General features: G+C 43.1%; 7 protein-coding genes and 4 tRNA genes. 4 read left to right on the forward strand and 7 right to left on the reverse strand.

Annotated elements, in window-relative coordinates; translation table 11 throughout:
• Positions 1-8: 8 nt before the first annotated feature.
• The 4 genes from KO533_RS11895 to KO533_RS11910 all read left to right on the forward strand — a co-directional run bounded on the left by KO533_RS11895 (position 9) and on the right by KO533_RS11910 (position 556).
• Positions 9-85: transfer RNA gene (locus KO533_RS11895), tRNA-Arg, on the forward strand.
• Between the two features lie 53 nt (positions 86-138).
• Positions 139-214, forward strand: a tRNA-His gene (locus KO533_RS11900).
• Between the two features lie 32 nt (positions 215-246).
• A tRNA-Pro gene (locus KO533_RS11905) sits at positions 247-323 on the forward strand.
• 156 nt (positions 324-479) lie between these two features.
• Positions 480-556, forward strand: a tRNA-Pro gene (locus tag KO533_RS11910).
• A 259-nt stretch (positions 557-815) separates the two neighbouring features.
• Here KO533_RS11910 and KO533_RS11915 read toward each other — a convergent pair.
• The 7 genes from KO533_RS11915 to KO533_RS11945 form a co-directional block, all read right to left on the reverse strand.
• Positions 816-2,735, reverse strand: a complete 1,920-nt coding sequence (locus tag KO533_RS11915; RefSeq protein WP_105250451.1) for an EAL domain-containing protein — start codon at positions 2,733-2,735, stop codon at positions 816-818.
• A gap of 8 nt (positions 2,736-2,743) precedes the next feature.
• Positions 2,744-3,451 carry a transglutaminase-like cysteine peptidase gene (locus tag KO533_RS11920; RefSeq protein WP_105250450.1) on the reverse strand — a complete coding sequence of 236 codons (708 nt, stop codon included), beginning with the start codon at positions 3,449-3,451 and terminating at the stop codon, positions 2,744-2,746.
• Between the two features lie 19 nt (positions 3,452-3,470).
• The gene (locus KO533_RS11925; RefSeq protein WP_105250449.1) at positions 3,471-4,079 is read right to left on the reverse strand and encodes an OmpA family protein; all 609 of its coding nucleotides are present in this window, start codon (positions 4,077-4,079) and stop codon (positions 3,471-3,473) included.
• Positions 4,076-5,497: a TolC family outer membrane protein gene (locus tag KO533_RS11930; protein WP_212600653.1), complete on the reverse strand. Its 1,422-nt coding sequence runs from the start codon at positions 5,495-5,497 to the stop codon at positions 4,076-4,078. Before KO533_RS11930 ends, KO533_RS11925 begins: the two co-directional genes overlap by 4 nt.
• A 29-nt stretch (positions 5,498-5,526) precedes the next feature.
• Positions 5,527-6,909 carry an HlyD family type I secretion periplasmic adaptor subunit gene (locus KO533_RS11935; protein ID WP_168825932.1) on the reverse strand — a complete coding sequence of 461 codons (1,383 nt, stop codon included), beginning with the start codon at positions 6,907-6,909 and terminating at the stop codon, positions 5,527-5,529.
• A complete protein-coding gene (locus tag KO533_RS11940) occupies positions 6,906-9,083 on the reverse strand; it encodes a type I secretion system permease/ATPase (protein ID WP_219254302.1) in 2,178 nt (725 codons plus the stop codon). Before KO533_RS11940 ends, KO533_RS11935 begins: the two co-directional genes overlap by 4 nt.
• A 90-nt stretch (positions 9,084-9,173) precedes the next feature.
• Positions 9,174-14,849 (reverse strand): choice-of-anchor K domain-containing protein, encoded by a 5,676-nt coding sequence (locus KO533_RS11945; protein WP_346014703.1) that lies wholly within the window; start codon positions 14,847-14,849, stop codon positions 9,174-9,176.
• Positions 14,850-14,853 lie beyond the last annotated feature (4 nt).

The raw sequence follows: 14,853 nt of genomic DNA on the forward strand, positions 1-14,853 counted from the left end.
CAAGGCGAGCGCCCATAGCTCAGCTGGATAGAGCGCACCCCTCCGGAGGGTGAGGCCGAAGGTTCGAATCCTTTTGGGCGCACCACTTCCGAACAGAGTTGTGAGCTTTAAGGTTAGCAAAGTAAGTGAAAATCAGTGGTGATTGTAGCTCAGTTGGTAGAGTCCCGGATTGTGATTCCGGTTGTCGTGGGTTCGAGCCCCATCAGTCACCCCATTCATTTACTTTGATATAAAGATTTTCATTCTCGGTGATTAGCGCAGTCCGGTAGCGCATCTGGTTTGGGACCAGAGGGTCAGAGGTTCGAATCCTCTATCACCGACCAAATTCTTCGCATGACTAGCGAGCTTAATGTAAGTTAAGTAAATAGTTAATGTTTTACGGTGATAAGCGCAGTCCTATAACGCATCCAGATGTTTTGGATGAAAGTGGACGAGAGGGTGAACCCTCTAAGCGTATGTAAACAATAGTACAAAATTTACGGTGATTAGCGCAGTCCGGTAGCGCATCTGGTTTGGGACCAGAGGGTCAGAGGTTCGAATCCTCTATCACCGACCAAATAAGTAGAAAAGCCTCAGCATTCATTAATGAATACACTGAGGCTTTTTTGCATTGGCGAAATGGAACTTACTCACTGGCATTATCATGTTTGTTGTTGCTTGATAGCGCATCCTCAACGAGTATAGAAGTTGGCCACAGTTCTTATTTACACCTGGCAGACTTGCAGAACTGTATCGGCATAGTCACTCAACCGTAGAAAAACAAAAAGCTCCTTACGGAGCTTTTTGTTTGCAAAATTACTTCTTAATAGTACGGCTTAGTCAAGATTCACTGGCGGGGCGATAAAGCCTTGATAGGCATCTGTTCTAAGCTCGTTAAAACGTTCTAGCTGAGCCTTTTCTTGAATACCCGTCACTATGACTTGAATGTCCAATCCTTTTGCTACGTTGATTAGGGCGCGGCACAATTCGCTATTGTGGTGTGTCTCATCATAGTAGGCGAAGGATTGATCCAGCTTCACATAGCTAGGTCTTAATTCCTGTAGATAAGACATAGAGCCAAACTGACGACCAAAGTGGTCAATACCAAACTTAGCACCGTTATCGCGAATGATGTTACATAAGTGCTGGCATGACTTAAGATCACTATAAACACCAGCCTCAGGGATTTCGAAGCAGATGCGCTCAATAAATGTGGCATTTCGCAAAAATTGATTTAGCCACTCATGGAACTGAGGATCGTTAATACTTTGGTGGGTTAAGTTAATTGCGAGCGGTTCATAGCTCCGCTCGAGCAGTTTTTGCTCGTAGACAGTTTCAATTAAGCATTTATCGAGTAAGGCACCAAGTGATAATAACTCGATATACGGCATAAATTGCCCTGCATGGGCGAGTTGATCACCAAGCTCTAATTGGCAATACAATTCCCGTTGCGCTATGCCATCACCATCGCAAAATTGGATGGGTTGCCATCTAAACTTAAACTTCTTATTGCTGATAGCATGGCTGAGGTTATCGCGCCATTGCTCGCGGGTGAATAATTGCTGCTCTGTGGTTTCAAACCAGTGGAAGGTTTTATTCTCTTGTAACGCTTTTTGAAGGGCATTGTCGGCTTGGGCCAAAATATCAGACACATTCATTTGCCCAATACGTTCTGCAATACCGATAGCAAAGTCTTCGTTGGGCTTACAGCCTGCTTTTGACATTTCTTGATTGATGGTACGGATAAGTGTTTGTAAATATTTACTGATCTGATCGTGTTCAACATCGGTCACTAAAAATGCAAATTCATAGGCGGCAATACGCCCTATGACCGAAGGCGTTATTTCGTTTAATTGCTGTTGAAACTTTTCTGCGAGGATCCGTATGGTTTCATCTCGAACTTGATAGCCATATTTACTGTGCACTTCTTCGAGCCAGTCGAGCTTGGCGAGGAATAAAGCGCCGCTGCTAGGTTCACTTAACCAACCATTTAAACGACTTACTACATATTGGCGGTTAGGCAGGCCTGACGCCGGATCGACAAGATTCTTCTTACGTAACGCGCCAACCTCTTCGTCAAGAGAATGGAACACTTGTTTCAATTGAGCTGACATGCTGTTAAATGCAGTCACTAAGTCTTTTAATTCGGTGGTTTTGGGGAGTGCCATGTCTGGACCAAATTGGCGTGCTGCGATACTTTTCGCGTGTTCAGACAGGGTGTGGAGAGGTTTCAATATCCATGTTAAGCCTACTCTTGCTGTAAAAATAGCAACGAGAAAAAGTAGTGAGAAGGCGATGATGGTATTGGACATGATTCGCCATAGTTCATGATAACCAAAACCAGGATGAGCAGTGATTTCAAGCTGTGCTAGCTGCAGCCAACCTGAGGTGATAGTGCTTTGTTTTTTGATGGTTTTAAACAGATCTAGATTGATAAACCATTGAGGGACATCTTCAATTTTTAAAGGATTATTCCACTCTTGTTGCTTACCATCGACCATCCAAGTCAATTTTACATTTTGATAGTAACCACCTTCAAAAATAACATTCACTAAGGTTTCTGCCGCTGCGGTATCGCCAGCTTCGAGTGCTGGGGTAAGCATTAGACCGAGTGAAGTGCTGGCATTGTTTAGATCGGACTCCATTTGCTTTGTTAAAAAGCTTTGAGTCTCAGTGAATTGCACATAGCCAAGGCTTGCAACTACAAGCAAGAACAGGCTAAAAAGCAGCGAATAAATCTGTCTAAACAGTGTCATTTTTGGTGCTACTCCAGTTTTAATTTTGGTTGCCTAAGACGGTCAACACCTAATCTATGGTTAAGATCGTTCCATTTTTCTAATCGTTTTGAGGACCCTGCCAGTACGCCTCGACCTTGCTCTTTATTGAGCCATAACTGTTTACCGTTAAAGCTATAAACAGGCAGTAGATCTTTTCTTTTTGTGGCGGGTTTTATTTCATGGTCAAGATTATCGAGCACTAAAGGAATTGATGATGGTGTTTCATAGTAAGCCAATACCATATGGTATTGATTAACCGTAGTGGCTTTAACCATAGTGATCCGCATCTTGTCCTCTTGAACACCAAGTTGGAGTAGGGTGAAGTATTTTGCGATCGAAAAGTCTTCGCAATCACCGCCATTCACACCAATAAACTCCATCGGCGTTGCCCAATAATTCGAGTCTCCCCATAATTTACTGTCATCCACAAAACGGAATAAATTAAAAAAGTTATTCACCTTCAATAACTTTTCTTTTTCATCTAGCGTACTCGCTTCCGATAACACTTTGAACCAAGCCCTTGCTCGCATTCCAGCACGTTCGCCGTAATGTTTTTCTAGGGTTGAAGTTATCTTCACTTCATCAAGGTTTTGTGTGGGGGCCGCATATAGGCAACATATGCCTAAGGCTGACGCTATTAGGCTAAAGCGGCAGACTCGCAATAATGAATCTTTATAATCAAGTCTGCCGTTCATAACCTAATGTGTTAGTCCTTTATTTTGAGTTGTCATCGACCGAGTAAATTGTCCATTTCATGTCTGCTGCCGTATCATCACCAGTGACTTCTGCAACAACACGACGGTTACGAATTTCTGCTTCCGGCGTCTGTTCTAAAACAATTGGGCGGCTAGACCCATATCCAATAGCAGTTAATCGACTTCTATCAATACTAAAGCGTTCAGCCAGTACTGCGGTGACAGCATTTGCACGTTCTTGAGATAATACTGTATTTCGTTCATCGGTTCCTGTGCGACTCGTGTGACCTTCGATAGTCACTTTGGTCGTTGGATACTGACGTAGAAAAATAGCCACCTCTTCAATTTGAGGATAGTACTCAGGCGCAATATAAGCAGAGTCATTCGGGAATAAAATATTTATTTCCTTTCGCTCGTTAATCGCTTTTATTTTGCCACAGCCATAGTTATCAATACCTGCCCCTTGGGCTGTGTCGTTGCAGCGTTCACGGGCTTCAATGACACCATCGCTATCTTTATCAGATAGATCATAGGTTTGAGTTGTGACCATTTCGTCAATATTAACCGTATCGCGCATCGAACAACCAGCTAAAAGAGTGACACTTAGAAAAAATGTGAGAGTTTTCATTTGTTAGCTCCTCCTTCATAATTGCGCTCTCCGCGCCACGCATCAGGTCTAGTGACTTTAAGTGAGTCTAATAATCGCCCTGTAGAATTGAGCACGCGATACTTAGCAATAACTTCATCATATTCAGCTTGTAAGTAGTCTTTACGTGCCTCGAAGAGCTCATTTTCGGTATCTAATAAGTCGAGTAGACTGCGTTGGCCTAAATTAAACTGTTGTGCATAGGCTGTTTGAGTATCCTTTGCGGCCACGACATGATCGCGAATATATTGTTTTTGCGGCGCTAGCATTTCAAATGCGTTCCAAGCTAGGTTTACCCCTTCAACAACTTCACGTTGGGCGCGTTGGCGGATTTCTTTCGCTTCACCTAACTTGTAAGCAGTTTCTTTTTCACGGGCAAGATCTTTACCCCCCGCAAATAAGTTGTATCTCACCCTCACCATGGCGACGAGATCGTTACTATGACCACCCACATCACTGCGGAAAGCACCAGCACCTGATATTCCATCTTCGCCGCTGATATCGTTATTCCAGTTACCATTCAGTTCTAAAGAAACCTGAGGATAGTAATTGGATTGTACTGAAGAGCGTTCATTTTCTGCGGCACTAATATCGTTTGCTGCAGATTTGAGTATGGGGTGATTCTCTTGCGCAACAATAATGCCAGAGCTAAGATCCTTTGGCAGCATGTCTGCATCTGGCACTGGTAATATTAAGTCTGCCGGAGCCGACGCTACAATTTTGACGTACTGTGCTTTTGCATCAAGTAAATTGTTGCGAGCAGAAATAACGTTAGCATTAGCACGCGCCAAACGTCCCGAGATTTGTGATAGGTCTGCGATTGAGCCTAAACCTGAGTCAGTACGTTGTTTAATCTGGTCATAAATTTCTTTATGGCTGTTAAGGTTTTTCTCGGCTAATTTTAACACTTCATCGGTGCGTAAATAGTTGAGATAGACTTTACTGACATCGAGTGCCATATCTTCAGCTGCAGCAAGCAGTGCCCATTGGTCTGCGCTAGCTTCAAAGCTATAACGATCAACTTCACTGCTGGTGTAGAAACCATCGAAAAGCATTTGTTTTATGCTAACACCAAACTCTCCGGGATTTAATTCAGCCACCCCTTTGCTATCGACTTCACCGATATTGGGTCGTCTACGTGTCGATACGCTGTCGGTTTGTTCGTAACCGTAGCCACCATTGACATCAATAGTTGGCATATAGCCTGCTATCGCTTGATTAACTTGTTCTTCTCGCGCTTTAAAGCGGTTGAAGGCTACTCGTAAATCTGGGTTTGTATCTAGCGTATGTGCAACGGCTTGTTCTAACGTCTGACTTTGAGCCGATAAAGGTAATAGGATTAATGACAGCACTATGGCTATCTTTGAACATTGAAATTGTCGTATTGCTGAAGTCTTCATGACCAACCTCCCGGTTTATAAAAAAAGGCTTAGTGCTCTCTGAGCGCTGTGTCCTTAGCCCTTAAAATTGGATTTAAAATGTACTCAAGTATGGATCTTTGCCCCGTGATAACGTCAACTGAAGTTAACATCCCCGGAATAATTGGCATCTGTGTGCCATCGTTTTTGGTTAAACTAGATTCTGCTGTCCTAACTCTGATGAGATAGTAGCTATTGCCTTCTTCATCTTGAGAAGTGTCGGCACTAATATGTTCGACAGTTCCTTTAAGGCCGCCATAGCGGGTAAAATCATAGGCGGTAATTTTTACTACGGCGGGTAATCCTGGATGTAAGAAAGCGATATCTTTAGGCAAGATTTTAGTTTCTATCAGCAGTTGATCTTCCGACGGAACTATCTCGATAATATCGATCCCAGGTTGCACTACACCACCCAGTGTATTGATATGCGTGGTTTTAATGGTGCCATTAACAGGGGAGGTGATAATCGCCTTACTGACTTTATCTTGCGCGCCAACTTGTGCTTCATTCATGCGAGAGAGGCGGGTTTGAGTTTCATTGAGCTGCGCGCGTAGCTCTGCAGCGTAAACAAATACGGCTTCACGGCGTTTTAAGATAGCCTCATCTAATGCAGCTTTTACTTTAGGGCGGAGTAAACGCATTGAATTCAATTCACCTTGCAAGTCGTTTACCGTGCGTTCGAGTTTGAGTAACTCAACTTCAGGAACAATACCTTTTTTGGCTAAAGGTCGAGTGAGTTCAAGCTCGCGGGATATTAGCTGCATGCTCGTCGTTAATGTCGTTGTTTTAGAGGCGAGATCATCAATTTCTTGCTGTCTTTGTTGAATTTGACGTACGAGGATCTCAAGTTGGTTACTTAAGTTATCTAAGCGCCCGTTGTATTCCTCTTGTTGTCTTTTCACTAAGGCGGGTTCCGCAGCAATGATAGCTTCAGGGAATATCAATGCTTCTTTAGTGATAAGCACTTGTTCACGCCAATCAGAGGTCATGTCTGATATTAGAATACTGTCGAGTTCGGCGCGCATGCGGATAGCATTGGTTTTTAAGCCATAAACCTCTTGCTCTTGTTGAGCAAAGTCGGAGCGAAAGCGGGTATCATCAATACGCACTAAAGGCTGCCCTTTTGTGACTATCTCACCTTCTTGAACGTAGAGTTCTTGCATTATGCCGCCATCTAGACTTTGGATAACTTGAACTTGTGATGAAGGAATCACTTTCCCCGTTCCAGTAGTAACCTTATCTAATTGAGCAAACCCCGCCCACAGTAAAAAACACACTACCATAGCAGCAAGTGCCCATATGATTAATCTGTGTCCGCTGGGAGCGTCTGTCATCATGGCGCCATAGACATCATCAACCATGTCTAAGTCGTTTGTTGTTAAATGTTTACTCATCTTTTAGCCTCTCCGTTCACTAGGCCAAAATTGAGTTTTTCTAGCACTTCTGCTTTAGGTCCATCGGCAACCACATGGCCGCGTTCAAGTACAATAATGCGGTCGACGAGTTGCAATAAATGCATCTTGTGGGTAATAAGAATTAACGTTCTATCTTTGCTGACATTTTGCATTGAACGAATAAATTGTTGTTCAGCGCGAGCATCTAAACTCGCTGTAGGCTCATCCATCAGTAACACAGGGGGATCATTCAGTGTGGCGCGAGCAAGAGCGACAGTTTGTCTTTGTCCGCGACTGAGTGACATGCCGCCTTCGCCGACCTGTTGGTCTAGGCCTTCTGCTTCTAGGTTGGTGAATTGACTCACACCAGAAAGCTGTACCGCGCGGATGAGTTGATGTTCAGTGACTTGACGTGTACCAAATAAAATATTGTCGCGAATAGAACCATGGAATAGGGTGACATCTTGGGGTAAGTAGCCAAAATTACGACGTAAATCACTCGGATGAATCTGTGCTGAGTCTAAACCGTCGTAGCGCAAGCTTCCTGCCGTGGGTTGAAATAGCCCAACCAGTAGCTTAGCGAGCGTACTTTTACCTGAACCATTTCGACCGATAATGGCAATGCGTTCGCCAGGATTAATCGTCAGCGACATCGGATGCAACACAGGCTTTTCAGAACCTGGATAACTAAAACCGACATGATCAGCATTGATCTTGCCTATGAGTCTTTGTTTGCTAACTAAATGCCCTTTATTTTCAAACTCATCTTCTTGAGTCATGATTTCATTCAGTTGGCGTAGTGCACTAGCTGTGTGGTTTGCTCTCGTCATCAGGCCTGCAAGTTGTGCCATAGGTGAAATGGCGCGGCTCGATAGCATAACCGCAGCAATAATTCCGCCCATAGATATCGCATTATCAGCCACACGATAAACGCCCAAAATCACCACGCAGACAACGGTAAATTGCACCGTAAAGTTCGCTACGTTCGATACTGAGTTGGAGAGCTTTTTTGACCTTAATTGCCAGTTTGCACTGTGGCCTATCATCTGTTGCCAGCTTTTTTGCACAATTCCTTCAGCACCATTAGCTTTAATTGACTCTAGCGCTGATAAGCTCTCGATTAAATGCCCATGTTTTAAGCTTGAAAATTTATTGCCTTCTTCGATTGCCGCTTTGAGTTTAGGTTGAATATAAAGCGTGAAGCCAATAATGATTATGCCGCCAATGACTGGAACTATAGCGAGATCACCAGCGACAATAAAAATAATGATTAAGAAAAATATCGCGAAGGGGAGATCGACTAAAGTTGTGATCGTTGCCGAAGTTAAAATTTCACGAATATTATCGAATTCACCTAACTGTTTCGCCATGCCGCCGATACTAGGAGAACGTTTTTCTAGGGGAATACCTATCGCTTTAGCAAAAAGTTGCGAAGACACAATAATATCTACTTTTTTTCCTGCAACATCGATGAGGTAACTTCTAAGTTGCCGCATGATAAGATCGAACATATAAGCAATCGCCGCACCAATCGCTAAAACCCAAAGGGATTCAAAAGCGAGGTTTGGGACGACTTTGTCATACACATTCATAATAAATAACGGTGAAACTAAGGCGAATAAATTCACCAATACAGAAGCGATTAATGCATCACGATAAATGGGTGCTGAATCTTTGAGGGTTTGGACTAACCAGTGGGTTTTATTATCGTGTAGATAAACATCGAAGCCCATGTCGCCACGGTATTCTTGTTTGACTAAGAATAAATATCCCACATATAAGGCTTCGAGCGACTCAATTGTCAGTGTCTCTTCACCGCCCGTCTCGGGTAATTGAATAATTGCTTTATCTGATGCAACATCAAGTTCTCGCAATATACAGGCTTTTTTGTCTTTTAATAATAAAATACAGGGGAGCAATATAGGTGATACTTCGTTTAAGCCTTTTCGAGACAGCTTAGCCGCTAGACCCGCTCTTGAAGCCGCCTGAGGCAATAAGTCGGGTGATAACACTGTACCTGACAAGGGCAAACCTGCCGCAAGCGAATCGCTCGAGCACGGATTGCCAAAATGCTCAGTGAGTAGCACTAAACAATCCAGCAAAGGATCCACTAACACTCTTTGTGAGGCTGAAATGGTCCATTGATCAATTTTTTCAGAAGCTGCAGATGACACCTAATTACTTATCCTTTGGATTTTTATATGGTTATGGCAAGTATCGGTCATGATGGCCTATATTTCTATAGGCCATCCAAACGATTTTATCTAAGGGATCACATTGCCATTGGTATTAGGATCATCAGTAAATCTAGTTAATCCCTGCGGTGTTTCTGGATTTACAGGCTGGGTATCGATAATTAACGGCCCACTACCATTGGTACCGAGTAAGCCATTAATAATACCCGCATTATCAGTTGCACCATATTGGCTATAGAGGTTAACCCCATCAAGCACAATATGTTGATCAATAACTCCATCTTTATTTGCATCTATATCGATAACGGTAGAGCCATTGCTATCTAGGCTAAAGTTCAGATAGCTTTCTAACGTATTAGCCGTTTCTCCTTGGAGTAAATCACTCAGATCAAGCTTATCTTCACTTACATTGAAGTCCATGATGTGGTCAGTACCTTGGTCTGCATCCGTATAGCGCCATACGAAGGTGTCAGCGCCGCTATCACCACGCAGGACGTCATCACCGAGTCCACCAATTAAGGTGTCGTTACCGTCTCCACCACGAAGTGCATCGTTGTGGCTACCACCATCAATATAATCATTACCAGTATGACCATAGAGAATGTCAGAGCCAGATTGACCATAAATTCGGTCATCACCGCTGCCAGCATTTACAATATCAGCGTTATGTGAAGCGACATCATTAGCCAATAATAGGCCGTTACTATCAACCATTCTGTTAGAGCCAGTTAATTCGCCCGTCATAATATGGTGATTTAGGAGCGTATTGACTGATAGCTCAAGAGCATCATCGGAACCATATCCAGTCGAGCCTGTTTTACCCGCATAGATAACATCGTTGCCTTTGCCGGTTTCAATATGATCGTTACCCTCGCCGCTATTAACGATTTGGGTATCCGTAGTGCTATAGCTCTTATTGTTAGCTCCAGAAGCAATAACCTCTTTGCCGTTACTGTTTGTGATGATACCGCTTTGGCCACCACCAAAACTGACGTTCAATATTTTTTGGTTTTGGTTATTAGCATTTTCACCATTAACAACGACCATAGTGTCATTCAGACTAGAGCCTTGAGTGGTAATAAGGTTGGCGTCCGCAATATTAATACCATCGCTATTGACGGGATTAACGTTGATTTTCAAGGTTGCACTTGATACATCACCGTCACTATCACGAATGGTATAAGTGAAGGTTTCTACCGCTCCTGCTGCTGGTAATTGGCTTGCATTCGCTGTGAGTTGGTACTTATAGGTACCATCTGCATTTAGTACCAGAGTGCCATATAAGCCCGTTATGGTTGAACCTACTTGCCCAGATACCCCGCCTGTATTGGTAAGATCGCCCTTGGCCACCCCAATAATGGTCAATGGACCATCAGCTCCAACTACATCGTTTGTCAACACATTACCGTCAGTGTTTGGTAAGGTATACCCATTACCGGCAACCATACGTACAACCAGTTGGTAACTTGTCGCAGCATCTTCATTCGTGTAGATAGATGTGACAATGTTGCCATTAGTGTCTTTAAATCCAATAACTTGCATTGTGTATACTTGACCTTCATAGTTGAAGGTCACACTAGTTTGCCCTACAGTGACAATATCGCGTGAAGCAATTGGGTCGTTCGTATTAGGTGTTTCGTTATGATTGAAGTTAAGTGTTAAGGTTACAGGTGTGGTTACTCCGTATGCATCTGTGACGTTAAAGGTCACTTGCATTGTGGCTGCAGTAATAGATGTACCTGATGTAATTGAATAATTGTAGTGGGTAAATGTACCCAAAACGATATCCTGGTTGAGCGATAGCGAGCCCTGTAAAGCTGCATCGTTATCCAAAAAGCCATAGCCTGATTGGCTTCCATACCAACTAGATGGGTCACCCCAACGAATCTGATCTAGGCCTGTATCGTTATCTGGACCATCATATTTAGTGATATTTGTACCACCAGTAGTACCTTGCCAATTAGCAACAACTCCAGAAAACTTAAATGAGTCAACAACAACATCCAGTTGGTCTGTATCATTTTTTGCAATATCCACATCATCAGCAACATTAACAGTGACAGTGGAATGTGCTGTATTACCCGCACCATCGATAGCAACAACTTTAATTCCATTTACCGTAAGATTATCCACATTTACGCTGTGGGGTAAATTAGTCAGTAATTCTGCGGTAACTGTGACATCTCCCTGTTCTCCTGCATTAATACGATCCCAATCTAAAGTTAAGCGAAGTGCTTCGCGTCCATAAACGGTACCGATTAATTGACCTGCAGCATTTACCACCCAATGAATTTGAGCATTAATACCTGTTACGGAAATACTATTAAAATCACCAAATTGGAAGCTACCAATGGAGTTGCTACCGGACTTAAAGCTGAGTGTTTGTACGCTCATATCAGGGGCGCCAGCCTGCAAGTCAGCTTCGTTAAGGCTTGCAATAGCGTTAGTGGTTAGAGCAACAGGTGCGATTGGGGTTGTATTGGGTGCTTCAAGATGGACGTTAAATCCGCCAGTATTAGTATCACCATCACTATCTGTGACTGTTACATCAAAATGTAAATCGACATTTTGAGTGGAGCTCACAATTGTCTGTGCAGTTGTGCCAGTAAATTGGAAGTTTGTCCCTGCTAAAGCTGATAATTCAATATAACCAATCGAACCTAAGTTCTGGATGACTTGGCCGCTAGTAATATTTCCTTCACCTAGCAGATTACCTTGTTCATCATAGGCTTTAAAATGAATTGATGTCGCGCCTGTAAAATTAAAACTCGCAGTCGCAGCATCTTCAGAGTAATTAACAATTAAAACTTCGTTACCACTAACACTTGGATTGTCAACTCCAAAGCCGTTGTTGGTGCCATTGACACGGCCAAGATCCCCATTTTGATCTCGGGCGGTCAGTGTGAATGCAATATTCTCCCCTGATGGGATTTTAGAAATATCGTTATAGACACCATAGCCACTCGCTGAGTTATTGCTCGTGACGTAGACAGCGTCACCGATACCGCCCTGTCCACCAACTAAGCCTGCGATTTGGATAGTCGAAAGTTCATCAATGCTTTGATTGGTATCGAAAGTGTACTCATTGCTATTAGAATCAGTCGTTAATGTAAATATTAACGTTTGGTTGGCTGCTCCCGTATAGGCAGAGGCTGTACCATTGGTATCTGTATATGCAATAAGCACATTTGGATTAGCTGGATCAACGTAGTAAAAGACAGTTAATCCATCGGCCGTTATACCAGAGTTAGCGAATGTAACTGTTGTTCCATTCCATCCCGTAATATTCGTTGTAAGGCTTATGCTGTAATTATCATCAAGGGTATGATCATTACCATCGGCTCCAATAATATTGAGGGCGCCTACTATGTTGTCAGCAGTAGAGCTATTTACTCCAGAGGTACTTACAGGGTCGATGGAGATTAGATCGTCATTAATAACGATGCTTAAATTACCAGTCAAAACGCTACCATCGGCGCTAACAGCTTCAATAATAATACCATTGATCAGTGAATTTAGATTTGTGCCATCGAGAGCATTCAAGTGTTTTATGTTATCGAGAAGTTCAACATTAATTGTGACATCACCCGCTGTACCAGCAGCAATTGAGCCGCCGCTGAGGGTTAATTGAATCACGTCAATACTATCTATCGAACCTATTAGCGCGCCATTTGCGGCAATGGCCCACACTATGCTTACACCAGCAGCAAGGTTGGTCGCAGCGTTAATGGTGGACTCATTAAAACGGAACTGTGTCAGTGCTTGGTTTCCTGCGGTAAAACTAATTGTACTTGAGACAACATTAGGAATATTGTCACGAAGATCACTTTCATTAACAATGATTTGGCGATTATCAGGCAGATAAACAGCTGCACTGTCAGAGCCGGAAGGAGAAGTATTTCCGGCAAAGTTTGTTTGGGTGGCGGTTACTGTAATGTTTTGGCCTGCCGCAGGTGTGCTTTCGGTCCAACTGATGACACCATTACTATAACTAAAACCTGTTGCTGGAGAACCATTTGCAAGTTGCAGTTCACCGTTGACCAGTTTGAGTTCGACATTGGTTGTTACACCACTGTTTGTAATAGTGAGATTGACATAGCCTCCAGCATCAAAATCAGCAGCATCAATTTCGACTTGTATTTGAACGTCGTCATTTCCTACTTCAGTAGGACTTAAATACGAGTCATTATTAGTGTCATCGATAATGGTCACTTCTGGTGCAGAAGGTGGCGCTATGTATAACTGCGGAATAACCGAGAACGAACCGTCGGTGTAGTCACCATCACGATCTGTTGCTCTTACTGTGAAATCAATATCGCCATCAGAAGGTTGGAGCATTTCTTGGTATTGGAAAAACTCCCAAGTGCCTGTTCCAGGTGTAAATTCTAATCTAAATACTAATTCACCATTTTCATCTATACCAGTAAGCGTATTTGCATTTTGAGTAATGGTAATTGTGCTGCCTGATGCTGTAAGCAAATTGTTTTCTGTACTGCCAGTCAACGTTAATGAGCCTTGACCATCAGCCCCCCACTCTGGGCTGATTACTCCCGTAGCAAAAGCGATTGCTGGAGGGGTTGGTGAACCAGTAAATTCAATTGCCGTTATTGTAAAATCACTATTATCGTTGCTGTGAGGCCCTTGACCATTATCTAGCGCCTTGATAACCATGGTATCAAATCCGCCTTGTAAGACTTGGAAATTAGCAGCATAGTCACCACTATTAGCGTCAGAGCTAAATGTTTGAGTGGCAATAAGCTGACCATCACGCCAGAACTCAACTATTCCGACTTCTAGCTCGCCGCCAAACATATGGGAAAACTGGATATTCACGCCGTAGGCAACAGTTCCTGGATCGAGAGTAATGATGATTTCTTCAGATGCAGAACTTCCATCTGCAAATTTACGGAAATCTACTTCATTAGCAAGATTATGATAAGGTGCCCCTACACTGCTAACTCCTATCCCGTTACCACTTCCATAGATTGCGGCATCAATTAAATTAGAGTTTGTTGAAGAGGTAAATCCTTTGGCTGTGATCGTAAAACCATCAAAATCAAGAAGATTATTGCTGCCACTATAGCCAGTTAGAGAGAATAGACCGACTAAAGTTTCAGGAATATCTATATTCGTTACTTCTACTGGGCTAATAGATGCGATGTCAGGTGCGTCATCTTCAACTGTAACACTAAAGCTACCTGTAGAGGTGCCACCATGATTATCATTAACAGTAATACCTATATCGAATGTAATAGTATCTTCAGATGTAGTGTCTGGATGATCAAGTGGTGCCTTTAAAGTCACATCATAGGTCCAATTGGAATCACCAGAAGTTGGAGCGGTTAGAACTACAGCCATTACTTCAACATAGGAAGATCCGCCAATAACACCTGTGTAGCCTATTAGTGTTTGTGTATCCGCATCCCAGAGCCAATTTACAGCTTGTCCGCCTGACATTAATTCTGTTGGGCCAGAAAGTGAAACGCTTAAAGAGTCACCATCAACATCATTAATATTTATTGTGCCGCTAGCAGAAACATCATCTGTAGTATCAGAATTACCAATAACATCAATTATACCGTTAAGTAGCCCCTCTTCAGATACCGTAGCATTTGATACGGAATTTATTACTGGATAGTCGTTCGCGCCGACAATGGTGATGGTCACGGTGTGGCTGGCGGTGCCATCGGCACTGGTGACTGTGATATCACGGGTCAGGGTTTCACCCGCCTTGAGTGACTGCACGTCG

Source organism: Shewanella sp. NKUCC05_KAH, assembly GCF_019345585.1.
In the GTDB taxonomy this organism is placed as follows: domain Bacteria; phylum Pseudomonadota; class Gammaproteobacteria; order Enterobacterales; family Shewanellaceae; genus Shewanella; species Shewanella oncorhynchi.